General features: G+C 31.1%; 18 protein-coding genes. 17 read left to right on the top strand and 1 reads right to left on the bottom strand.

All coding sequences use genetic code 11. The features are described from left to right. The first annotated feature begins 58 nt into the window (after positions 1–58). From rpsO to dnaJ, 9 genes are all read left to right on the top strand, one after another. A complete protein-coding gene (rpsO, locus tag GN160_RS01675; protein ID WP_192379873.1) occupies positions 59–328 on the top strand; it encodes a 30S ribosomal protein S15 in 270 nt (89 codons plus the stop codon). A 220-nt stretch (positions 329–548) separates the two neighbouring features. Then, complete coding sequence (gene pnp, locus GN160_RS01670) at positions 549–2636, top strand: polyribonucleotide nucleotidyltransferase (protein WP_192379864.1); 2088 nt, start codon at positions 549–551, stop codon at positions 2634–2636. A 223-nt stretch (positions 2637–2859) separates the two neighbouring features. Further along, positions 2860–4563 (top strand): DEAD/DEAH box helicase, encoded by a 1704-nt coding sequence (locus GN160_RS01665; RefSeq protein WP_192380844.1) that lies wholly within the window; start codon positions 2860–2862, stop codon positions 4561–4563. 119 nt (positions 4564–4682) lie between these two features. Continuing rightward, positions 4683–5099 (top strand): DNA polymerase III subunit psi, encoded by a 417-nt coding sequence (locus GN160_RS01660; protein WP_192380843.1) that lies wholly within the window; start codon positions 4683–4685, stop codon positions 5097–5099. An 860-nt stretch (positions 5100–5959) separates the two neighbouring features. Further along, the gene (gene thrA / locus GN160_RS01655) at positions 5960–8425 is read left to right on the top strand and encodes a bifunctional aspartate kinase/homoserine dehydrogenase I (RefSeq protein ID WP_192380842.1); all 2466 of its coding nucleotides are present in this window, start codon (positions 5960–5962) and stop codon (positions 8423–8425) included. 14 nt (positions 8426–8439) lie between these two features. Continuing rightward, positions 8440–9372, top strand: a complete 933-nt coding sequence (gene thrB / locus GN160_RS01650; protein WP_192380841.1) for a homoserine kinase — start codon at positions 8440–8442, stop codon at positions 9370–9372. A 3-nt stretch (positions 9373–9375) separates the two neighbouring features. Further along, on the top strand, positions 9376–10668 hold the full coding sequence (gene thrC / locus GN160_RS01645) for a threonine synthase (RefSeq protein ID WP_192380840.1): 1293 nt from the start codon (positions 9376–9378) through the stop codon (positions 10666–10668). A 195-nt stretch (positions 10669–10863) separates the two neighbouring features. Beyond that, entirely contained in the window at positions 10864–12786 is a 1923-nt protein-coding gene (gene dnaK / locus GN160_RS01640; protein ID WP_192380839.1) for a molecular chaperone DnaK, read from the top strand. Positions 12787–12923: 137 nt separating this feature from the next. After that, a complete protein-coding gene (gene dnaJ / locus GN160_RS01635; RefSeq protein ID WP_192380838.1) occupies positions 12924–14048 on the top strand; it encodes a molecular chaperone DnaJ in 1125 nt (374 codons plus the stop codon). A 107-nt stretch (positions 14049–14155) separates the two neighbouring features. Here the strand turns inward: dnaJ and rpsT are convergent, their stop codons facing one another. After that, entirely contained in the window at positions 14156–14419 is a 264-nt protein-coding gene (gene rpsT / locus GN160_RS01630) for a 30S ribosomal protein S20 (protein ID WP_192380837.1), read from the bottom strand. Positions 14420–14691: 272 nt separating this feature from the next. Here rpsT and ribF point away from each other — a divergent pair, with 272 nt between their 5' ends. From ribF to folA, 8 genes are all read left to right on the top strand, one after another. Further along, on the top strand, positions 14692–15612 hold the full coding sequence (gene ribF / locus GN160_RS01625; protein WP_192380836.1) for a bifunctional riboflavin kinase/FAD synthetase: 921 nt from the start codon (positions 14692–14694) through the stop codon (positions 15610–15612). A 40-nt stretch (positions 15613–15652) separates the two neighbouring features. Further along, positions 15653–18469, top strand: coding sequence for an isoleucine--tRNA ligase (ileS, locus tag GN160_RS01620; protein WP_192380835.1), 2817 nt, complete (start codon positions 15653–15655; stop codon positions 18467–18469). 4 nt (positions 18470–18473) lie between these two features. After that, on the top strand, positions 18474–18965 hold the full coding sequence (gene lspA, locus GN160_RS01615) for a signal peptidase II (protein ID WP_192380834.1): 492 nt from the start codon (positions 18474–18476) through the stop codon (positions 18963–18965). Positions 18966–19086: 121 nt separating this feature from the next. Next, positions 19087–20028, top strand: coding sequence for a 4-hydroxy-3-methylbut-2-enyl diphosphate reductase (ispH, locus tag GN160_RS01610; protein WP_192380870.1), 942 nt, complete (start codon positions 19087–19089; stop codon positions 20026–20028). 154 nt (positions 20029–20182) lie between these two features. Beyond that, positions 20183–21016 (top strand): 4-hydroxy-tetrahydrodipicolinate reductase, encoded by an 834-nt coding sequence (gene dapB / locus GN160_RS01605; RefSeq protein WP_192380833.1) that lies wholly within the window; start codon positions 20183–20185, stop codon positions 21014–21016. Positions 21017–21223: 207 nt separating this feature from the next. Next, a complete protein-coding gene (gene carA / locus GN160_RS01600) occupies positions 21224–22375 on the top strand; it encodes a glutamine-hydrolyzing carbamoyl-phosphate synthase small subunit (protein WP_192380832.1) in 1152 nt (383 codons plus the stop codon). A 14-nt stretch (positions 22376–22389) separates the two neighbouring features. Further along, entirely contained in the window at positions 22390–25632 is a 3243-nt protein-coding gene (carB, locus tag GN160_RS01595; RefSeq protein WP_192380830.1) for a carbamoyl-phosphate synthase large subunit, read from the top strand. An 84-nt stretch (positions 25633–25716) separates the two neighbouring features. Further along, complete coding sequence (gene folA, locus GN160_RS01590) at positions 25717–26214, top strand: type 3 dihydrofolate reductase (protein ID WP_192380829.1); 498 nt, start codon at positions 25717–25719, stop codon at positions 26212–26214. The last annotated feature ends 22 nt before the right edge of the window (positions 26215–26236 follow it).

Genomic DNA, 26236 nt, shown 5'->3' with positions numbered 1-26236 from the left:
TATATTAAACGGTGTTACTATTTATTTAGTGATGTTTTAGTTTATTAAGGATATTTTAATGTTTTTGAGTGTTGAAGAAAAATCAAAAATAATTCGAGATTTTGGATTAAATATTAAAGATAATGGTTCTACTAGTGTTCAGATTGCTTTTTTGAGTGCTCGCATTAATTATTTACAAAATCATTTCTTACGCCATAAGAAGGATCATCACGGTCGTCGTGGTTTATTGCGTATGGTATCGCAACGACGTAAATTGCTAAATTATTTAAAGAATAAAAGTATATCAAATTATGTTAATTTAACGGATCGACTTAACTTACGTCGTTAAATTATAAAATATTTTGTATTTTTAAATCTTAAATAATTTAAGATTGCTGTTGTGTTGAATTATTAAGGGTATTTTGAAATTTGTTGTTGTTAACGTATAGCTTCTATTGGTATTGTATTACAATAAGTTATCGTTTTTTAGTTAATTATTATTGAGTTGTTATGTTTGTAAAGATTTTAGTATAATTTAAAATGTTTTTGTTTTATATAGGTATATAACTTTGTTAAATTCATTTGTTCGTAAATTTTTGTATGGAAAGCACACTGTGGTGCTTGAAAGTGGTTTGATAGCTCGTCAAGCGAATGCTGCAGTTATGGTGAGTATGGATGATACTACAGTACTTGTTACAGTTGTAAGTGTTTTTCAGGAAAGAAATCCTGATCAGGATTTCTTTCCTCTTTTTGTTAATTATCAAGAGCGTACGTATGCAGCTGGACGTTTTCCTGGAGGATTCTTCCGTCGTGAAGGACGTCCTAGTGAGACTGAGATATTAACATCACGTTTAATAGATAGACCTATACGTCCATTATTTCCGGATGGGTTTTTAAATGAGGTACAGATAATTGCTACTGTTATATCAGTCAACCCTCAAATAAATCCGGATATTGTCGCAATTATAGGTGTTTCAACTGCATTAAGTTTGTCTGATATTCCATTTCATGGACCGATAGGTGCCGCACGTGTAGGTTATATAGATAATCAATATGTACTTAATCCAACATTAGATCAATTGGCAAATAGCAAATTAGATTTAGTAGTTTCTGGTACCGAAAAAGCAATACTTATGGTGGAATCAGAAGCTAATCTATTAAGCGAAGAGGAAATGTTGGATGGAATGTTATTCGGTCATGAGCAACAACAAATTGTTATTCAGAATATAAATGCATTTGTGAAGGAAATTGGTCAACCTAAATTGAATTATAAATCTTTAGAGAATGATCTTGTATTACAAGATCATTTGATTGATTTAGCCGAATCTCGTTTGTGTGAGGCTTACTTGATTGCTGATAAGAAACAGCGTTGTGCTAGGTTAAATTTTATTAAAGAAGAAGTTATTAATCTTTTGTTGAAGAATGGCGATCTTATAAATGTTAATGTTATTAAAAGTATTTTAAATCAGTTAGAAAAACAAATTGTACGTAGTCGTATTTTGCGGGGAGAATTACGTATTGATGGAAGGACACGGGATATGGTACGTAATTTAGATATTCGTATTGGTATATTACCTAGAACGCATGGATCTGCATTGTTTACTAGGGGTGATACTCAAGCATTAGTTACTGCTACACTTGGCACTGAACGTAATGCACAAAATATTGATGAATTGATTGGTGAACGTGTAGATCGTTTTTTGCTACATTATAATTTTCCTCCTTATTGTGTGGGTGAAATTGGGATGGTGGGCGCTCCAAAAAGAAGAGAAATTGGACATGGCCGATTGGCAAAACGTGGTATGCTTGCAGTTATGCCAGAAGCGCATGAGTTTCCGTATACTGTGCGTGTTGTATCAGAGATAACAGAATCAAATGGTTCTTCTTCTATGGCTACTATTTGTGGCGCTTCGCTAGCATTAATGGATGCAGGTGTTCCTATTAAATCTGCTGTTTCTGGAATTGCCATGGGATTAGTAAAGGAAGGTGATGATTTTGTGATTTTGTCCGATATTTTAAGCGATGAGGATCATATAGGAGATATGGATTTTAAAGTAGCAGGTAGTTATAGTGGTATTACAGCATTACAAATGGATATTAAAATTGAAGGTATAACCCGCGATATTATATTTGCAGCGTTAAATCAAGCAAAATATGGAAGGTTGCACATCTTAAGAATGATGGAAGAGGTGATATGTTCTCCTCGCTGTAGTATTTCTGAATTTGCGCCTCGTATACATACCATTAAAATAAATCCAGAAAAAATTAAAGATGTTATTGGTAAAGGTGGATCTGTTATTCGTGCTTTAACTGAAGAAACTGGTACAAATATCGACATTGAAGACGGTGGTGTCATAAAGATATCGGCTGTTGATAAAAGGAAGGCTTGCCATGCTATTCGTCGTATTAAGGAAATTACTGCTGAAATTGAAATTGGTTGTATTTATAATGGAAAAGTTACTCATATTGTTGAGTTTGGGGCTTTTGTTGCTATTTGTGGCGCTAAAGAGGGTTTAGTTCATATTTCTCATATTTCTGTAAATAGAATAAAAAAAGTTACTGATCATTTAAAAATTGGTCAAGAAGTTTTAGTTAAGGTATTAGAGATAGATCGTTTAGGGCGTATTCGTTTAAGTATCAAAGAAGTTAATTTATAATTTAATAAATGTTATTCAACGATTCTTTTTATTTGAAATTGTTTATATTTTCTAATAGAAACTTTGAAGACAAAATCTACAATTGTGATATTCAATTTACGATTAATAATTTAGTAATTAACTATATAAATTTTTGTTCTATTTGTATTTATCTAAAATGAATTAAATAAATTTAAATCTTATATATAGTTAAGTATCTGAATATAGAATATGAGGTTTGTAAATGTTAATAAAAAATAGTTCTTTTATTAATTTAGGTTTAAATAGTTTCATTATCAATGCTTTGAAAGATCTTGGTTATAAAGAACCTTCTCCAATTCAAGCTAAATGTATTCCGCATTTATTAGCTGGTCTTGATGTTCTGGGTATGGCACAAACGGGTAGCGGTAAAACTGCAGCGTTTGTTTTGCCATTATTACAGAATGTGGATTCTAAATTGATGGCCACACAAGTATTAGTTTTGACTCCGACTCGTGAATTAGCTATTCAAATTAGTACAGTATGTTCTAGTTTAGCAAAATATCTTCCTGATATCTATATTGTTCCAATATATGGCGGTCAGCGTTATGATATACAATTTCGTGCTTTAAATAAAGGGGCTCATATTATAGTAGGTACTCCTGGTAGGTTGTTGGATCATTTAGGTCGTGGCACATTAGATTTAACTAAATTGCATAGTTTAGTATTAGATGAAGCTGATGAAATGTTACGTATGGGTTTTATTGATGATGTTGAAAGTATTTTGTTAAAAATTCCTGTCAAGCATCAAACTGCTTTGTTTTCTGCTACGTTACCGTCAGCTATTAGGCGTATTGTTCATCGTTTTATGAAGAATCCTAAAGAAATTTTTATTCATTCTGGAACTAGTGCTTGTTCAGATATTAAGCAATATTATTGTTTAATGTATGGCATCCATAAAAGTGAAGCTTTAATGCGTTTTATAGAAATTGAAAATTTTGATGCTGTTATTGTTTTTGTACGCACTAAAAGTTCTAGTGTTGAAGTTACTGAAATATTAGAAAAAAATGGTTATAATAGTGCTGCATTAAATGGTGATATGTCTCAAACTTTGCGTCAACAGACATTAAATAGATTTAAAAGTGGTAAATTTGATATTCTTATTGCCACAGATATTGCTGCTCGTGGATTAGATGTAGATCGTGTTAGTTTGGTTATTAATTATGATGTTCCTTTGGATGCTGAATCTTATGTACATCGTATTGGACGTACTGGGCGTGCTGGTCGGGTTGGTCAGTCGTTGTTGTTTGTAGGACGTTCTGAATATAAGTTATTGCGTAATATTGAAAGAGTGATTAATTCCGTTATTACTGAAATTTCTTTACCGTCGTTTGATGTTTTAATTGCTCGTAGATTAGAAAAGTTTTCTGCGCAACTAGAGCTTCAGTTGAAACATAATGATTTGGATATTTATCTTAAATTATTAGCTAAAATAAGGTCTAAAATTGATTATTTAGATACAGAGAGACTTGCTGCTATTTTATTAAGAATGGTGCAAGGTAGTAAAAGATTGGCTTCATATTTTAACCCTTCGGTGAAGCATTTTGTTTCAACTCGCAATAGGAGTAAGAGAGATGTTCATGGTAGAAATTTTGCGTATTGCGAAAAAAAAGGCACTTTATCTAATATATATAATAAATATCAATTTGGTGAAATGGGACTTTATCGCATTGAGTTAGGCCGTAATCATGGCATCAAAATAAGTCATATTGTTGGAGCAATTAATAATAACAAAGGAAATATTAATTGTTGTATAGGAGCAATTAGATTATTTGCTTCTTATTCCACAATTGAATTACCTAAAATTGTATCTCCTAAAATTCTATCAGTATTTAATCGTATACGTATTTTAAATAAACCGATAAATATTCAATTTATAGGCAATGTTTTTCGTAATTCTAATATATAGCAATGTATTTTATTTTAATAATTGTGACTTTTTGAATTAATTTATCTAGTTTAGATTAGAGATATCTTTGTTATAGAATTTTGACTGGTGGATTTTATAAAATTTGTAATTGGTAAGTGATGAAAAGATATAATTGGTTATTACATAATTTGGGTATTGTTCAATGGAGACTTAGACGGCATTTAATCGTTAGTAATGACGTTTCGATAACATTACCATCTTATATTTGTTTATTATTAGTCACAACTGATGTTTTACCTATGTTGGGTACACATCAGTTTTTTTGTGATGTTGCACGTAGTATGTCTTTATCTATAGAGCAGTTCTTAATTTTGCATCCTAAACAAGTAAGATTGATTTCTGAAGAAATGATAACTTACCATGTTTGGTGGATGAATGTTAATCCTGTTCGTGATTTTAATGGTGTTGTTCTTAATACACCGTCTTTATCCATTATTTGTAATAATCCTGAAGTAAAAAAGGATTTGTGGAAGCAAATTAATAGTTATGGTTTTGTTATTCGAAATGAAAATTGATAATTTATATATTATTTTGAGTTATGAATTTTCATTGAAAATTTTGATAAATGTTTTTGTATTCTATTAAAGTAGAAATTGTTATGTGTTTTATGTTATTTTATTTATTAAATATTTGTTATGTTATTTTTGTTTTATTGAGATTTTACTTTAAAGATAAATTAATTTAATATTTTATATTTTAATTATTAATTTTAAAATCATATCTTTTAAATAGATTTTGTTTATTAATATTTCAATTGTAATTGTTATGAATATATTTATTTTTATTTTAATATTTAGCAAAAATATTTGTATATTTAACATAATAAATTAATTTAAATTATTAATAAAAAAATTATTAATAATTTAAATTAATTTATTATGTTATTTTCTAAAATGCTTAAATTAAATAAAATATAAATTTTTATTTCATATCTTATTTGTTCAACAATATTTAATGAACAAAAATATTGTAAATTTTAAAAAAATTATTATAGAATACTTTCATCAGATTTTAATATGTATCAATTGCGTATATATTAGGTTTAATTTTATATTTTAAATTATCTATTATTTTCTAAATTTCTGCATTATTAAATTTAATATAGAAATAACTATGATATGTTTTTATTTTTAACTTTTGATATTTTTTTATGTTTTTATTTTATGATTGCATTAAATTTATTTAAATTAAATTTAATTAAAATATTATTTATTATTTAAATTTATTTTTTGTTTACTAACGTTAAAATTATAGTCAACAGTGGTGATTATGTTGTTCTTTACAGCAATATTGATGAATATAAAAGACTTGTGTAATTTTATATTTTTCATTTAATTTATGTAAGTTACTTACCTTAAAAATTTAGGAGCTTTTCATGCGAGTTTTGAAATTTGGTGGCACTTCAGTTGCTAATGCTAAATGTTTTGTTCGTGTTGCCAATATCTTGGAGACTTATGTTAAGCAAGGACAAGTTGCTGTTGTTTTGTCTGCGCCAGCAAAAATTACTAATCATTTAATAACAATGATTAATAAAACTTTAAGTAACATAGATTTTTTAAGCGATTTTCATGATGTAAAAAAATTTTTCTTAGAATTATCAAGTAATTTAATGCACTTAGAACCAAGATTTAATTATTTGAAGTTAAATGATCTAATTAATCAAGAATTTACTTCTCTTGAACAATTATTATATGGAATTTCATTATTAAAGTATTGTCCTGATAGTATTAATGCAACAATTATTTGTTTAGGAGAAAAATTATCTATCTTTTTAATGCAGGAACTATTAATTTCTCGTGGTTTTGGTGTAACTGTTATTGATCCGGTAGAAAAATTATTAGCATACGGTAGCTATTTAGCTTCTATGGTAGATATTCGGGCATCCACTAAACGAATTCAAACCGTTGTTATTCCTATTGATGCCATAATTTTAATGGCTGGTTTTACTGCTGGTAATGAACGAGGGGAGTTGGTAGCATTAGGCAGAAATGGATCTGATTATTCTGCTGCAGTATTAGCAGCATGTTTACGTGCTACTTGTTGCGAAATTTGGACTGATGTTGATGGCGTATATACCTGTGACCCACGACAAGTTCCTGATGCTCAGTTATTGCGTTTTTTATCTTATGAAGAAGCAATGGAACTTTCTTATTTTGGTGCTCAAGTTTTACATCCACGTACTATATCACCTATTGCTCAGTTTCGAATACCTTGTCTTATAAAAAATATCACTAACATTCAAGCACCAGGTACTCTTATTGGTCCTATTAATAACAAAGAACAAAATCTTATTGTAAAAGGCATTACTTATTTGAAAAATTTGAGTTTGATTAATGTTTCTGGCCATGGAATGAAAGGTATGATTGGTATGGCGGCTAGAGTCTTTGCTGCAATTTCTCGTGTTAATTGTTCAGTTGTATTAATTACCCAATCCTCTTCAGAATATAGTATTAGTTTTTGTATTTATGATCAAGATTTATCTGCTGCTTGTAAAGTATTGGAAGAAGAATTTTATCTTGAATTAAAAAATAATCTCTTAAATCCTTTATCCGTAACAACTAAATTAGCAATTATCTCGATAGTTGGTAATGGTATGTGTTCTCAACCTGGGTTACTGACTAAATTTTTTGGTGCTTTATCTAGTGTTAATATTGATATTATTGCCATTGCACAAGGTTCATCAGAACGTTCTATTTCAGTTGTAGTAAATGATAGCAACACTGTTACTGGAGTGCGCGTTGTTCATCAGGCATTATTTAATCATAATCAAATTATAGAAGTATTTATTATTGGTATAGGAGGTGTAGGTTGTGCATTAATAAAACAGATTTATCGTCAATATAATTGGCTAAAGAATAAACATATTGATTTACGAGTATGTTGTATTGCTAATTCTCGAATTATGAGGATTGATACATATGGGCTAGATTTGAGTAATTGGCAGAATTTTTTAATAGAAAATGGAAGTTATGAGATTACTAATTTGGATAAAATTATTGCTTTAACAACAAATCATTATTTGTTTAATCCAGTGATAGTAGATTGTACCAGTAGCGTAAAAGTAGCAAAGAGATATGTAGATTTTTTAACACATGGATTCCATGTTGTTACTTCTAATAAGAAAGGTAATACTTCTTCTATGGAATATTATCGTAAAATTCGTGCTGCAGTTTTGACATCTCATCGTAAATTTCTTTATGATACTAATGTTGGTGCAGGTCTTCCTGTAATAGATAATTTACAGAATTTATTAAATGCAGGGGATGAATTAATGTATTTTTCAGGGATTCTCTCTGGTTCTTTGTCATTTATTTTTGGTAAATTGGATGAGGGAATGTCTTTATCAGAAGCAACAAGGATTGCTAGACAACGCGGTTATACCGAACCTGATCCTCGTGAAGATCTTTCTGGTATTGACGTAGCTCGTAAATTACTTATTCTTGCTCGCGAAGTTGGTTGTCAATTAGAGTTAAAGGATATATATGTTAAATCTGTTCTTCCAATAAATTTTGATGTTAGCGGAGATGTAGATAGTTTTCTCAGAAGGTTATCTTTCATTGATCATGATTTTTTAACTAAAGTTTCTTTAGCGCATGATAGAGGTTGTGTGTTGCGTTATGTAGGTAGTATTAGAGAAAAAAAATATTGTCAGGTAAAAACAGAATTTGTAGATAATGATAATCCATTATTTAAAGTTAAAAATGGTGAAAATGCGTTGGCATTTTTTACTCGTTATTATCAACCATTACCTTTGGTATTGCGTGGATATGGAGCTGGTAATGATGTTACAGCTGCTGGTATTTTTGCTGATCTTTTACGCACATTATCGTCGCCTCATTGATTTGGAGTTTTGTTGTGATTAAGGTTTTTGCCCCAATTTCTATTGGTAATATTAACGTAGGTTTTGATGTTCTTGGGATAACCGTATCTCCAATAGATGGATTTGTTCTTGGAGATACGGTTACTGTAGAACATGCTGATGAATTCAGTTTGTATAATACTGGTTATTTTATTAATAAATTACCTTCAAGACTGGAGGATAATCTTGTTTATCAATGTTGGCAAAGATTTTGTGTTTCAGTAAATAAAATTTGTCCAGTAGCTATGCAATTGGAAAAAAACGTTCCTATTGGTTCTGGCTTAGGATCCAGTGCTTGTTCTATAGTAGCAGCATTAATGGCTATGAATATTCATTTAAATTATCCGTTGAATGATCATCAACTATTAACGTTAATGGGTGAAATGGAAGGTTCTATAGCTGGTGAAACTCATTTTGATAATGTAGCTCCTTCTTTTCTTGGTGGTATGCAGTTAATAATAAAAGAAAATGGTATTATTAGTCAGAAACTACCTGTATTTGAAGATTGGTTATGGGTGATAGCTTACCCAGGGAATACAATTTCTACCGCTAGAGCTAGAAAGGTTTTACCAGATAAATATGTGAGATCTGATTGTATTAATCATAGTAGAGATTTGGCTGGCTTTATACATGCTTGTCATACTCGACAGGCATCTTTGGCGGCTATATTGATGAGAGATATAATTGCCGAACCATACCGTGTTAAATTACTACCGGGATATATTAATGCTTACAAATATATTATTGGTCTTGGCGCTTTGACATGTGGAATTTCTGGTTCTGGTCCTACTTTATTTAGTATTTTTGATGTTTATAATACTGCATTATGTGCAGCTAATTGGTTAACTAATTATTATTTACAGAATGATGAAGGTTTTGTTTATATTTGTCAATTAAATACTCGTGGAGCACATGTAATAGTGAAATAGTAAATGAAATTTTATAATATTAAAAATAGTAACGAACAAGTTAGTTTCGTACAGGCAGTAAAACAAGGTATAGGTTATAATGATGGTTTATTTTTTCCAGTAAATTTACCTAGATTTACTATTTCTGAGGTTAACGATTTATTAGAAATGGATTTTATTAATCGTAGTTTACGTATTCTTTTATCCTATGTGGGTGATGAAATACCTGTTAATAAATTATTAAAATGTATAAGTTCTGCTTTTATATTTCCTATACCATTAGTTTTATTGAAGAACAATATAGCTGTATTGGAGTTATTTCATGGTCCTACATTAGCTTTTAAAGATTTTGGCGGACGATTTATGGCTCAAATTATTAGTGAATTGAATACAGAAAAATTAATGATTGTTTTAGTTGCTACTTCTGGAGATACAGGTGCAGCAATAGCGCATGCTTTTTATGGACTTAACAATGTGCATGTCGTAATTTTATATCCTGAAGGTAAAATAAGTTCTTTTCAAGAAAAATTGTTTTGTACTTTGGGTAAAAATATTCATTCTTTAGCAGTAAATGGAGATTTTGATACATGTCAAATGTTAGTAAAACAAGCTTTTAGTGATTCTAATTTAAAACATAAATTAAAATTAAATTCTGCTAATTCTATTAATATTAGTCGATTATTGGCACAAATTTGTTATTATTTCGAAGCGTTAGCTCAGCTTCCAAAAGATTTATATTATAAAATAGTTATTTCTGTGCCTAGTGGAAATTTTGGAAACTTGACTGCAGGTTTATTGGCTAAATCAATTGGTTTGCCTGTAAAACGTTTTATTATTGCTACAAATATTAATGATACTGTACCGCGTTTTCTTTATAATGGTTATTGGGATCCTAAATCGACAATTACTACTTTATCTAATGCCATGGATGTGAGTCATCCTAGTAATTGGGTTAGAATAGAGGAATTATTTCGTCGTAAATCTTGGAGTTTATCTAAATTAGCTTATGGTAGTGTAGATGATAGTTTAACTGTTGCAACTATTCGTGAGATAGCTAATTTTGGTTATATTTCTGAACCACATGCAGCTGTTTCTTATCGTGTATTAAGTGATCAATTGCGAAATGATGAATTTGGTATATTTCTTGGCACTGCACATCCTGCTAAGTTTAAACATGAAATAGAAAATATTTTTTCAAATAATTTATCTCTACTATTACCTTGTTCATTACTTAAATTTTCTAAATTGCCTATACTATCGCGAAAAATTTCATCAGATTTTAATCAATTACGTGATTTTTTATTGTCATTAGCATAAATAATTTTTTGTTTTTATAATTTAATTGTTAATGATAACGTTTTATTTTTATTATTTTTGGTTTTTAGTTTTAATATTTTGTTTTGGTTTTGTTAGTATTTGAAAACAAATTTATTAGTAAACTTGAAAATTCTAATTTTGCCCGCATATCAGTTTCATGAAATGATAAAACTGGTTTTTCGATGGAGTATTTAGATGGGAAAGATTGTTGGTATTGATTTGGGTACAACCAATTCTTGTGTTGCAATTATTGAAGGAGGTAAGCCTCGTGTCTTAGAAAATAGCGAAGGGGATCGTACTACTCCTTCTATTATTGCTTATACACAGGATGGTGAAATTCTGGTTGGTCAACCTGCGAAGCGTCAGTCTGTTACGAATCCGCAAAATACTTTGTTTGCTATTAAGCGTTTGATTGGTCGTCGTTTTTCAGATAAAGAAGTTCAACGTGATGTTGGTATTATGCCGTATAAGATTATTGCAGCTGATAATGGAGATGCTTGGCTAGATATTAAAGGACAAAAAGTTGCTCCTCCGCAAGTTTCGGCTGAAATTTTAAAGAAGATGAAAAAAACTGCGGAAGATTATTTTGGGAATGAGGTTAGTGAAGCTGTAATTACGGTTCCAGCTTATTTTAATGATGCTCAACGTCAGGCGACAAAGGATGCTGGCCGTATTGCTGGTTTAGAAGTAAAGCGAATTATTAACGAACCTACCGCTGCTGCTTTGGCATATGGTTTGGATAAAGAAACAGGTAATCGTACTATTGCAGTTTATGATTTAGGTGGCGGTACCTTTGATATCTCAATTATAGAGATTGATGAAGTTGATGGAGAAAAGACTTTTGAAGTATTAGCCACTAATGGTGATACTCATTTAGGGGGTGAAGATTTTGATAGTCGTTTAATTAATTATCTAGTAGCTGAATTTCGTAACACTCAGGGCATTGATTTACATAATGATCCTTTAGCAATGCAAAGGTTAAAAGAAGCTGCTGAAAAAGCTAAGATAGAGCTATCTTCTTCTCATCAAACTGATATTAATTTACCTTATATTACAGCAGATACTACTGGTCCTAAGCATATGAATTTAAGAGTTACTCGCGCTAGACTTGAATCTCTTGTGGAGGAATTAATTAATCGCACTATGAATCCTCTTAAGATAGCGCTGAAGGATACAGGTTTGTCTATCTCTGATATTAACGATGTGATTTTGGTAGGTGGTCAAACTAGGATGCCGTTAGTGCAGAAAAAAGTTTCTGAATTTTTTGGCAAGGATCCACGTAAAGACGTTAATCCTGACGAAGCTGTTGCTATCGGTGCAGCAGTCCAAGGCGGCGTCTTATCTGGTGATGTAAAAGACGTTTTACTGTTAGATGTTACACCATTATCTTTGGGCATTGAAACTATGGGTGGAGTAATGACTCCGTTAATCGCTAAGAATACTACTATTCCTACTAAACATAGTCAAGTTTTTTCTACTGCTGAAGATAATCAGTCTGCAGTTACTATTCATGTATTGCAAGGTGAACGTAAACGCGCTAGTGATAACAAATCTTTAGGTCAATTTAATTTAGATGGTATTGCCCCGGCAATGCGTGGTATTCCTCAGATAGAAGTTACATTTGATATTGATGCAGATGGTATTTTGCATGTATCTGCTAAAGACAAGAATAGTGGAAGAGAACAAAAAATTACTATTAAAGCATCTTCTGGATTGAATGAAGAAGAAATTAAAAAAATGGTTCGAGAGGCAGAAGCTAATGTCGAATCTGATCGTAAATTTGAAGAATTAGTACAAACCAGGAATCAAGCTGATCATTTATTACATAGTACACGTAAGCAATTAGTTGAATTGGGCGATCGGTTATCGTCAGATGATAAGTTAGCTATTGATAATGCGTTAAAGAATTTGGACATTGTTATAAAAAATGAAGATAAAGGTGAAATTGAAGCCAAAATGCAAGATTTAATAAAAGTATCTGGTAAATTATTGGAAATTGCTCAACAACGTGCTCAGAATAAGACTACTGCTGATGGTAATATTAATAATTCTAGAACTACTGAAACTACAGGAGATGTTGTTGATGCAGAATTTGAAGAGGTAAAGAATAAAAAATAAGTATTATATTCTATTTTAAGGTTCTGTTTGTTAGCATTTTGTTAATTTATGGTATCCATATTCATGATGTGGGAGATTGTGGTGGCGATTTCTGCTGTTTTTGAGTTTTTGTATGTACGCTAAGTATTAAGGTAGATATGGGTAAATTAGATTACTATGAGGTTTTGGGAGTTCCTAAAAACGCAGAAGAGCGTGAAATAAAAAGGTCTTATAAGAGATTAGCAATTAAATTCCATCCTGATAGAAATCCAGGTGATGCTGGAGCTGAAGCAAAGTTTAAAGAGATAAAGGAGGCTTATGAGGTGTTGACTGACCCTCAAAAGCGTGCTGCATATGATCAATATGGTCATTCTGCTTTCGATCAAGCTGGTGGGATGGGTAGTGGAAGTGGAACTGCAGATTTCAGTGATATTTTTGGTGATGTATTTGGCGATATTTTTGGGGGAGGTCATCGTCAAAGATCTGGAAGGGGTGCTGATTTACGCTATAATATAGAACTTTCTTTGGAAGAGGCAGTGCGTGGAGTAGTCAAGGAGATTCGTATACCTGCATTGGTGGAGTGTGATGTTTGTTACGGTACTGGAGCTAAACCTGGGACATCAATAGTAACTTGCTTAACTTGTCATGGTCAAGGTCAGGTGCAGATGCGTCAAGGTTTTTTTTCTGTACAGCAGTCTTGTCCTACTTGTCAAGGGCAGGGAAAAATCATTAAGAATATTTGCGTTAGGTGTCGGGGTCATGGTCGAGCTGAAAAATTGAAAACTCTTTCTGTGAAGATTCCAGCTGGAGTAGATACTGGTGATCGCGTTCGTTTGTCTGGAGAAGGTGAAGTTGGTGAGCGTGGCGCTCAATCTGGAGATTTATATGTAGAAGTCAAAGTACGTAAACATCCTATTTTTGATAGGGAAGATAAAAATCTTTATTGCGAGGTTCCTGTCAATTTTGCTATGGCAGCGTTAGGCGGAGACATAGAGGTGCCTACTTTAGATGGTAGGGTAAAGTTGAGGGTACCTGCAGAAACTCAAACAGGCAGGCTCTTTCGTATGCGTGGCAAAGGTGTAAAGTCAGTACGTGGTGGAGGTAGAGGAGATTTATTGTGTAGAGTAGTGGTAGAAACCCCTGTAAGATTAAATGAACGACAAAGGCATCTTTTGCAGGAATTATCAGATAGTTTTAAAGAAGGTAGAGGGGGGCAAAATAGTCCTCGATCAAAAAATTTTTTTGATGGTGTAAAAAAATTTTTTGATGATCTGACTCGTTGAGTAATACTATAACCTTGACTTTCCATCAAGGTACGAGCAAATTATTTTTTATCTTTAATGATTTTCTAGTTAGATGTTCTTCTTTGTATAAATGAAGTTTATGCTAGTCACGGCATATTTTTGATCCGAATAAGTAGTTTTGATTTATGTCTTGCAGATTTATTTTTATGTATGAGACCTCTTGTGGCATACCTATCCAGCGCGGATTGTGCTGCAGTGAATCGAATTTGTGCTTCTTTTTTATTTCCTTCTAAAATTGCATGTTTAACTTTTTTTATCAGAGTCCGTATCATAGAACGACGACTAGAGTTGTGTTGACGTCTATTTTCGGATTTAATTGCATTTTTCTTAGACGATTTTGTATTAGGCAATGTTTAGTTCCTTTTCAATATTATTTATGTTATTAATCTACCTTATATTTTGTCAATTAAGAATAAATTAATCAATAAAATGTGTAATTTTATAATTAGGGTTATACTATAATCATAGAATTAGATGATTGTATATTTACATTGAAAATTAATTTTATAAGATATCAAATTTTTTTGAATATTGCAATTGTAATTGATTTAATAAAATTTTTGTAATAAATATAAGTACAATGTAATTTAATTTATTTTATTTTAATGATTTTCAATTAGTTATGGAATTAATTCGTGGTGTACATAATTTAAAGTTAAGGCATCGTGGTTGTGCGTTGACTATTGGTAATTTTGATGGTTTTCATCGTGGCCATCAATTTTTAATTTCATGTTTACAAACTGAATGTTATAAGCGTAACTTACGAAGTATGGTGATGATTTTTGAACCTCAACCACAAGAATTTTTTATTGGAGATAAGATACGATTAGCTAATTTACGTAATAAATTAAAATATCTTGCCAATGCAAAAATAGATATGGTTTTATGTGTTGCTTTTAATAAAAAATTTTCTAAAATCGGAGCATATACTTTTATTAATAAATTATTAATTAATAAATTGAATGTTCGTCTTATTTGTATAGGTGGTGATTTTTGTTTTGGAGTGAATAGACGAGGAAATTCTGCATTGTTACACCAATTTAGTAAAAATGCTGGTTTTGAGGTAATTAGTATTGTCACTTGTATTGAAGAAGGACAGCGTATTAGTAGTAGTGCTGTACGTATTGCGTTAATGCAGGATAGGTTAACTGATGCTGAAGTATTACTTGGTCATCCTTATTGTATCTCTGGTCGTGTAGTACATGGTAATGCATTGGGTAAAACTATTGGATTTCCTACTGCTAATATATTATTAAAAGGTTATCAACTTCCTATTCGTGGCGTATACATAGTAAAAATTTATGGTATAATGAAGGATCCTTTGCCTGGATTAGCTAATATTGGTTTAAGACCAACTGTTTTGGGGTCACATCAAGAGTTTGAGGTGCATTTATTAGATGTTACTTTAAATTTATATGGTATATATTTAGATGTAGTAATATGTAGTAAGATGCGTGATGAAAAGACGTTTATTTCTTTAGAAAAATTAAAGGATCAAATTAGGAATGATGTTTTATCTGCTCGTAATTATTTTGGTCTATAGGTTTTGTCGTATTATTTAAATTATAAAATTTAAGATTTATATGGTTGATTATAAATATACTTTAAATTTGCCTAGTACTAAATTACCTATGAAGGCTAATTTAGTACGTATTGAACCACTTATATTAAAAAATTGGTATGATGATAATCTTTATGAGCTGATTCGTTATATCAAAAAAGGAAAAAAGATTTTCTTTTTACATGATGGTCCTCCTTATGTTAACGGTAATATCCATATTGGACATGCAGTAAATAAAATTCTTAAGGATATTATTGTCAAGTTTAAAGGATTGATGGGTTATGATGCTCCTTACATACCTGGTTGGGATTGTCATGGATTACCTATAGAGTTAAAGGTTGAGCAATTAATAGGTACGGCTGGAAAGAAAGTGAATTTTTCCAAATTTCGTACAGTTTGTCGTGATTATGCTATTACTCAAGTAATTAAGCAAAAGGAGGACTTTATTAGGCTGGGTATATTAGGTGATTGGTCTAATCCTTATTTAACGATGGATTATGTTATTGAAGCAAACGTTATACGATCTTTAGGCAAAATAATCGCTAATGGTTATGTTTATAGAGGTATTAAACCGGTTCATTGGTGCATTGATTGTTGTTCTGTACTAGCTGAAGCAGAAGTTGAGCATTACGATTGTGTTTCTCCTTCTATTTACGTTAATTTTTCGGCTGTAGATTCTCATGAGATTTTGTTCAAATATGGTTTGCCATATTCTGATATACCTGTTTCTTTAGTTGTTTGGACGACTACTCCTTGGAGTTTACCTGATAATCGTGCTCTTGCTGTTCATCCTAATTTTGATTATCAGTTAGTAGAAATTAAAAATAAAAGATTTATTTTTGCATCTTTTTCAGTGGAGAAGATTATGAAATCTTCTGGTATTTTAGACTGGAAAATACTTGGTAGTATCAAAGGTAGTCAATTGGAATGGACTATATTTAGCCATCCTTTTATGAATTTTAATGTTCCTGTAATTTTAGGTAAACATGTAGTGTTGCACGCTGGTACTGGTATAATACATACTGCACCAGCACATGGTTTTGACGATTATATCATTGGTCAACAGTATCAATTAGAGATAGTTGATTCTATCAGTTCAGATGGGGTTTTTGTAAAAAATACCTTTTCTGAATTAGACGGACTTCAATGTTTCAAAGCTAATAAAGTAATTATACATTTATTAGAGAAGTTAGGTAATTTATTTTATGCAGAAAATATACATCATAGTTATCCTCATTGTTGGCGTCATAAATCTCCTATTATTTTTCGCGCCACTCCTCAATGGTTCATTAGTTTAGATAAACATCATTTACGTGAACAAATACTGGAAGAAATAGATAAAGTAGATTGGATACCTAAAAAAGAAAAATCGCGCATGAGATTGATGATTGTTAATAGACCTGATTGGTGTATCTCTCGCCAACGTTATTGGGGAGTGCCTATCCCCGTTTTTATACACAAGTATAATTATTCTTTACACCCATGTACTGTTGATTTTATTGAACATATTGCTAAATTAATTGAGAAGAAAGGTATACAGGCGTGGTGGGATTTAGATCCTATTGATTTGATTGGAAGTGACGCAGCATTTTATCATAAACTTACTGATACGTTAGATGTTTGGTTTGATTCAGGCTCTACAAGTTTTTCAGTAGTTTCTTTGTATTCTCAGTTTTTAGATGGGGTGAGTGATTTGTATTTAGAAGGATCAGATCAATATCGTGGTTGGTTTATGTCATCTTTAATAATATCTGTTGCTATAAAAAAACAGGCACCTTACAGACAAGTGTTAAGTCATGGTTTTGTAGTAGATTCAGTTGGGCACAAGATGTCTAAATCTTCAGGAAACGTAGTTACGCCGCAAGAAATAGTAGAAAAATTAGGTGCTGATATTTTACGCTTGTGGGTAGCTTCTACGAATTATTGTGGTGATATGACGATTTCAGATGAAATATTACAACGTTCTATTGATATATATCGTAGAATTCGCAATACTGTGCGTTTTCTATTAGCTAATCTTAGTGATTTTAATCCTTCTATACATATTGTAAAGCCGGAAAATATGATTGCATTTGATTTATGGGTTATTGGACAGGCATATTCGGTGCAAAAAGATATCATTATGTCTTACAATGAATATAATTTTCATAATGTGATAAAACTTATAATGAATTTTTGCTCTATGGAGCTGGGGTCCTGTTATTTAGACATAACTAAAGATCGCCAATACACTACTAAAGCAGATAGTATCGCTCGTCGAAGTTGTCAAACTGCATTATATCATATTATCGAAGCTATGGTGCGTTGGATATCTCCTATTATTTCATTTACTGCAAGTGAAATTTGGAATTGTCTTCCTGGTAAAAGAAGTAATTACGTTTTTACTGAAGAATGGTATGATAGTTTGTTTTATATTGATTATGATTGTTTAATGAACAATGATTATTGGAACACTTTGTTTCAAGTGCGTAATGAAGTGAATAAAGCGATAAATAAGGCTCGTACTGAAGGTATTATAAAGTCTTCTTTAGAAGCTAGTATTATTCTATATGCAGAGCCTTCTTTAGCTGAAAAATTACGTGTTGTGGGTAGCGAGCTTTATTTTTTGTTTTTGACATCAACAGTGATGATTGTTAATCATATTAATCACTTTGAATCAACATTATTACATGAAGGATTTGAAGGGTTAAAAATTTTTTTGAAAAAAGCTGAAGGAAAAAAATGTCATCGTTGTTGGCATTATGAAATAGGTGTTGGTAGTAATAATGATTATCCAGATCTTTGTAAACGTTGTATTTTAAATATTTTTGGTCCTGGTGAAGATAGAAGGTTTATTTAGTAGGATGGCATTAAAAAATACGGGATTACCTTGGTTATGGTTATCATTATTGATACTTATTTTAGATTTTAGTAGTAAGCAATGGGTTGTAAATAATTTAGTATTTGGTGAAATGGTATCGTACGGGCCGTTAATTAATTTTTGTTTTGTTTGTAATTTTGGAATAGTTTTTGGTATTTTTAGTGAACAAGAGTTTCAGTATATTCAGTTCTTTGTTGTAGCATCTGTATTTCTTATTTTTTTCTTATTGTGGATGATGTATTGTTTAGATTATGATATTATCTTGCTTAATGTTTCTTATGCTATGATTGTTGGTGGTGGGTTAGGTAATCTTTTAGATAGAATACTTCGTGGTGCGGTAATTGATTTTATTGATTTACATATTAAAGGTTGGCATTGGCCGATTTTTAATGTTGCTGATTTGACTATATGTTTGGGTGTATGTTTAATTTTATTTACATGTACTTTAGCTGATGAGAAGAAATGTGCACAATAAAATTATATTTATAATAAATATAATTTTAGTCGATTAAGTATAAGTAGTTATTTTTTTTGATGTTTGTGTATTTATATGGTTTTAAGATAACAAGAGTCAATTTAAGAAGTGGAGGTTGTAAATTAGGGTTTTATTAGCTAATCCACGTGGTTTTTGTGCTGGTGTAGATCGTGCTCTTAATATTGTAAACCAAATATTAAGAAATTATGGTTCTCCTATTTACGTAAGGTATGAATTAGTACATAACCGTTATGTAATAGATGATTTGCGCCGGAGGGGTGTCGTGTTTGTTAATCATGTTAAAGACGTCCCAGATGGGTCGGTGTTGGTTTTTTCAGCTCATGGGGTATCAAGATCTATAAGATTAGAAGTTAGTCAACGAAATTTAATTATTTTTGATGCCACTTGTCCTTTAGTCAGCAAGGTGCATTCAGAAGTTCTTCATTTTAGTAATCATGGTGTAGAAACTATTTTAGTCGGGCATGCTGGTCATCCAGAAATAGAAGGTATTATGGGACAATATAGTAATATTTTAGGTGGTATTTATTTAGTAGAATCTGTAGGTGATGTTTGGCTTCTACAAGTAAAAAATCCAAATAAGTTAAGTTATGTAACTCAAACTACTTTATCTGTAGATGATACTTTGAAAATTGTGACTGCGTTACGTAATAAATTTCCTTTAATTAAGGGCCCGAGGAAAAATGATATCTGTTATGCAACAATTAATCGTCAGGAAGCAGTACGTAATTTAGCTTATGAAACAGATCTTATTTTTGTCATTGGATCAAGAAATTCGTCTAATTCTAGTAGATTAGCAGAATTAGTGAGATGTATGATAGGTAAAAAAGTGTATTTAATTGATAATTCTGATGATATTCAAGAATCTTGGGTTAAGGATGCAGATACTATTGGTGTTACTGCTGGTGCATCAACACCGAATGTTTTAATAAATCAAGTAATAAATAAATTACATGAATTTTGTAAAAAAAATTTTGTCGTTGAAGAAATGAGTGGGCGTAAAGAGTATATGATTTTTAAAATACCTAAAATATTAAAATCTTAAATGAATATTTTAGGTATTTTAGGTATTTTATATATTCCAGATAACTAATCATTTATATGTATTTGGATAACATATTAGTTTTTATATTATTTAAGAGTGTAGTATTTTATATTATTAGAAGTTTGTTTTATGAATTTTAAATTGATTGTGAAAAATGATGCAGAAAATAAATAATTTAATACCCCGTGTTTGTATTTCAGGGATTAATGGTCGCATGGGACATCAGCTCGTTAGGGCATTATCTAAATCAGATAGAGTTATTTTAGGCGCTGCATTGACGAAAACAAATTCTAGGTTGTGTGGTACAGATGTTGGTAAGTTGATTGGTTTTGAAAGTTTTGGAGTAATAATTCGTGATTGTATTATGGATGTCAAAGATGATTTTGATATTTTAATTGATTTTACTAGGCCAGAAGCTACTTTAAAATATATAGATTTTTGTTGTCGTTATAATAAAAATATGGTAATAGGCACCACAGGTTTTACGGATATTCAAAGATCTGTTATACATCAAGCAGCACGACAAATTGGTATTGTTTTTTCTTCTAATTTTAGTATTGGAATTAATGTAATGTTAAAGTTATTACAAATAACAACTAAAATTATGAAGAATTTCGTTGATATAGATATTATTGATATTCATCATCGAGACAAAATTGATTCTCCATCAGGTACAGCTTTAACTATGAAAGAGCATCTTTTGACAATTATGTCAGAAGATAATTGTTGCGAATCTATATTAGATTATTATAATCAACATTTGAATGTACAAAGAGAATTATGTAGTGTAAAAATGACTTCTATACGATCTGGTTCTACGATAGGAGAACATACCGTATTTTTTTCTAGTGATGGCGAACGTTTAGAAATAGCACATAAAGCTTTTGACCGTAAAATATATGCTACTGGTGCAATTCAAGCTGCCTTTTGGTTAAATGTAGATAAAGTTGGTTTGTTTAATATGTTACATGTATTAGGTTTAGTATAGTATAATTGAATATGAGTGTCTTATTAACTTTTAATATTTTAATTAAGATTGTTTTAAAATTTTTATTTGTATTTGTGTTGTATTTAAATAAATGATTTTCAGAGATTAATTCTTAGCAGTATTTTATATATAAGTTTTATTAAATTAAGTTTTGATTTCTACAGTAATTTCAAAATATAATATATTATTTAATAGTGGAGGATAAGATTGGTAAAATCAGCGTTATTAGTCTTAGAAGATGGAACTAAATTTTATGGGCGATCTATTGGGGTAAATGGGATGACGGTAGGTGAGGTAGTTTTCAATACTTCGATGACTGGTTATCAAGAAATTATTACTGATCCTTCGTATTCACATCAAATAGTAGTATTAACTTGTCCTCATATTGGTAATGTTGGAATTAATGATGTAGATAGTGAATCATTTTGTATTCAAATTAGGGGACTTGTTGTTAGGGATTTATCCCTTGTTGCTAGTAATTTTCGTCATACTTTATCATTACACGATTATTTAATTGAACAAAAAATTATAGCTATTTCAGATGTTGATACTAGAAAATTGACAAGGTTGTTACGTGACAAAGGAGTACAAAATGGTTGTATCCTTGCTGGTAATAATCCAGATCCGGAGTTAGCTTTGCGTAAAGCACGAGAATTTCCAGGTTTACGTGGCATAGATTTAGTAAAAAAGGTAAGTACTAGTAAAAGATATATTTGGAATCAAGGTAGTATTAGTATTAATCGTGAATTATTTTTTTCTTCATTAGATTTGCCGTATAATATTATAGCTTATGATTTTGGTATTAAACGCAATATCATGCGCATGTTGGTTGATCGTGGTTGTCGAATTACGGTCGTACCGGCACAAACTCCAGCAGATCAAGTATTGAAAATGATACCTGATGGTATTTTTTTAGCTAATGGTCCTGGAGATCCATCTCCATGCGATTATGCAATTCATTCTATCCAAACATTTTTGCATTATGATATTCCGTTATTTGGAATTTGTCTTGGACATCAGTTATTAGCATTAGCTAATGGAGCAAAAATAATAAAAATGAAATTTGGTCATCATGGGAGTAACCATCCGGTAAAAGATTTATTAACTAATAAAGTTATAATTACAACTCAGAATCATGGTTTTACGGTAGATTTAGATACATTACCTGATCATTTACAAATTACTCATGTTTCGTTATTTGATGGGACTTTACAGGGAATTCGATATATTAGTAAACCTATTTTTAGTTTTCAAGGTCATCCTGAAGGTAGCCCAGGACCTCATGATTCTTCATTTTTTTTCGATAATTTCATCAAATTAATTGATATATATCGTACCGATAAAGTTAATAATTATTAGGAATTATATATTGTATGCCTAGACGTTCCGATATAAAAAAAATTTTGATTCTTGGTGCTGGACCTATTGTCATTGGGCAAGCGTGTGAATTTGATTATTCTGGAGTGCAGGCATGTAAAGCTTTACGTGAAGAAAATTATCGCATCATAGTAGTTAATTCAAATCCAGCTACTATCATGACGGATCCTGATATGGCTGATGTTACTTATATTGAACCTATACAATGGGAAGTAGTAGCTAAAATTTTAGATAAGGAACGTCCGGATGCCGTGCTTCCTACAATGGGAGGACAAACGGCGTTGAATTGCATTTTAGATTTAGAGCGTGAAGGTATATTGAATAAATTTCATGTGGAGGTTATTGGTGTAACATCTAGTGCTATTGCTAAAGCAGAAAATCGTCGTTTATTTTGTGATCTAATGAAAAAGATAGGCTTAAATACTGCTCGTTCAGGAATCGCGCATAATCTTGAGGAAGCTATAGTTGTACTAAAATATATCGGTTTTCCTTGTGTTATACGTCCCTCATATACTATGGGAGGTACAGGAGGTGGTATTGCTTATGATTATAAAAATTTTATCGAGATTTGTGAGCGCGGATTATATTTATCCCCTACTACCGAGTTAGTCATTGATGAATTTCTGATTGGATGGAAAGAATATGAAATGGAAGTAATACGAGATGAAAATGATAATTGTATTATTGTTTGTTCGATTGAAAATTTTGATCCTATGGGAATTCATACTGGAGATTCTATTACTATAGCTCCAGCACAAACTTTGACGGATAAGGAATATCAATTTATGCGTAATGCATCTATGATGGTGCTGCGAGAAGTAGGTGTTAAAAATGGATGTTCTAATGTGCAATTTTCTGTTAACCCGAAGAATGGACGATTAATTGTTATTGAGATCAATCCGCGTCTTTCTCGTTCATCTGCTTTGGCTTCTAAAGCAACTGGTTTTCCTATTGCAAAGATATCAGCTAAATTAGCAATAGGTTATACTCTTGATGAGCTTATGAATGATATTACAGGTGGTTCTATTCCAGCTTCTTTTGAACCTTCTTTTGATTATATAGTTACTAAAATTCCACGTTTCAATTTTGAAAAATTTGCTGGACGTAATAATAGATTGACTACACAAATGCAATCTGTAGGTGAGGTTATGGCTATTGGGCGTACTCAGCAAGAATCTTTGCAAAAAGCACTTCGTGGATTAGAGGTGGGGATAAATGGTTTAGATTCCAAAGTTGATTTAAATGTTCATGATGCTTTGCATATTATTACGTATGAGTTGCAACATGCTGGTAGTGATCGTATTTTATATATTGCCGATGCATTTCGTGCTGGTATGTCAGTTGAAAAAATATTTAATTTGACTAATATTGATCCTTGGTTTTTAGTGCAAATTAAGGAATTAGTTTGTTTAGAACAGGATGTGTTATCGCGCGGCATATCTTGCTTTGATGCTGATTATTTACAGTTTCTTAAGCGTAAGGGATTTTCTGATGCTAGATTAGCTTTTTTAGTTAATGTATCTGAAGATAAAATTCGTAAATTACGCGAAAAATATAATTTACATCCGGTGTATAAGAAAGTTGATGCTTGTGCTGCAGAGTTTGGAACTAATACTTCTTATATGTATTCGACATATGATAATGAATGTGAATTTGATTTTCAAGAAGATAGTAAGGAGATAATGATTTTAGGAGGCGGTCCAAATCGTATTGGTCAAGGTATTGAGTTTGATTATTGTTGTGTTCATGCTGCATTAGCTTTGCGTCAGGATGGTTATAAAATAATGATGGTTAATTGTAATCCAGAGACTGTTTCTACTGATTATGATATTTCTGATTATCTTTTTTTTGAACCAATTACTCTTGAGGATATATTAGAAATTATAAGAGTGAAAAAGCCAACAGGAGTGATAATTCAATTTGGTGGTCAAACGCCTCTTAAATTAGCTAAAATCATGAAATATATGGGTATTCCTGTTATTGGAACTGATTCAGATTCTATAGATAAAGCAGAAGATCGAAAGAAGTTTCAAGAAATGATAAAAAATTTGGGGTTGAAACAGCCTGTTAATGAGACTGTTATTTCGATAGATTTAGCTATAGAAAAGGCATCGTTAATTGGTTATCCTTTAGTTGTACGTCCTTCTTATGTGTTAGGTGGTAGAGCTATGGAAATAATTCATAATGAAAATGAATTGTGTTGTTATTTTAAAAATTCTAGTATATTTAATGGGTCTCCAGTATTGCTCGATAAATTTCTTAATAGCGCTGTAGAAGTAGATATTGATGCTGTTTGTGATGGTAAAAATATATTAATTGGTGGTATTATGGAACATATAGAACAGGCTGGAGTACATTCAGGAGATTCTGCTTGTTCGTTACCTCCTTATACTTTAAGTAAGGAGATTCAATCTGTAATTCGAGAACAGGTAAAAAAGATAGCATTAGCATTTCAAATAGTCGGTTTGGTTAATGTTCAGTTAGCAGTAAAAGAGAATGAGGTATATATTTTAGAAGTTAATCCTAGAGCATCTCGTACTATTCCTTTTGTTTCTAAAGCTACTGGCTTAGAATTAGCTAAAATTGCTGCTCGTGTTATGACAGGTATATCTTTAATTGAACAGAATATTGTTCATGAAGTTCTTCCGTCTTATTTTTCAGTTAAAGAGGTAGTCTTACCCTTTAATAAATTTCCAGGCGTTGATCCAATACTTGGTCCTGAAATGCGATCTACTGGTGAGGCTATGGGTATTGGTCGTACTTTTGCCGAAGCATTTTCGAAAGCTATGCTTGGCACGTATTCCAGAATTAAAAGAAATGGACGCGTGTTACTATCTTTATGCAAGAATGATAAGGATCGTATAGTGCGTTTGGTGATGAAGTTGTTTCGTCATGGTTTTGAATTAGATGTAACTAAGAGTACTGCTATACTTTTTAGTGAAGTTGGTATCAATTCTCTAATAATAAATTATATATATCAGGACATTGTGTCTATTCAAAATAACATTAAAAATGGTGAATATAATTATATAATTGACACTACTTCATCAGAAGATCATGATGTTAAAGACGTTGGGCTTATTCGTATTAGTGCATTACAACATAAAATTCATTATGATACTACTTTAAATGGTAGTTTTGCTACTACTATGTCCCTTAATGCTGACGCGACTGCAAGAGTAGTATCGATGCAAGAAATATATATGAAAAGATATTTCAACAGTATATTATTTAAGTGAGTATTAGATTTAAGAATGACGTATTAGGGATTTTATGTTGATTTTGTTTTATTATTTTTTCTGATATTTTAGAATGCGAGCATTATGTTTATTAGTTTAATTGCATCGTTAACATTTGACAACGTAATTGGTAAAGGAAACTTTATTCCTTGGAATTTTCCTTTGGATATGAAATGGTTTAAATTACATACGTTAAATAAACCTATAATTATGGGTCGTAAGACTTTTGAATCTATCGGTAATAAACCTTTGCCAGGTAGGTTGAATGTTGTTTTGAGTCGTTCTAGGCAAGTAATTTACGCAGATCTAATTTTTGTAAGAACACCGAAAGAGGCATTATCTTTAATAGGCATGGCTAATGAAGTTATGATAATTGGTGGAGGTCAGGTGTATGATTATTTTATACAGGATGCTTATCGTCTTTACTTAACATATATTGATGTAGATATTTCAGGTGATGTTTTTTTTCCTTATTTTCATGAAAGAAAATGGAATACAATATTTATTGAAGAATATTATGATGTTGGTTTGATGAATCACCGTGCATTTTATTTTAAAATTCTTGAACGTTTAAGCAAATAATATAAGTTAAGCGTTTTGTGCT

This window comes from Blochmannia endosymbiont of Colobopsis nipponica (assembly GCF_014857065.1).
GTDB lineage: Bacteria > Pseudomonadota > Gammaproteobacteria > Enterobacterales > Enterobacteriaceae > Blochmanniella.
Note: the sequence above shows the minus strand (reverse complement) of the source record. Positions and strands in the feature narration are given on the sequence as shown.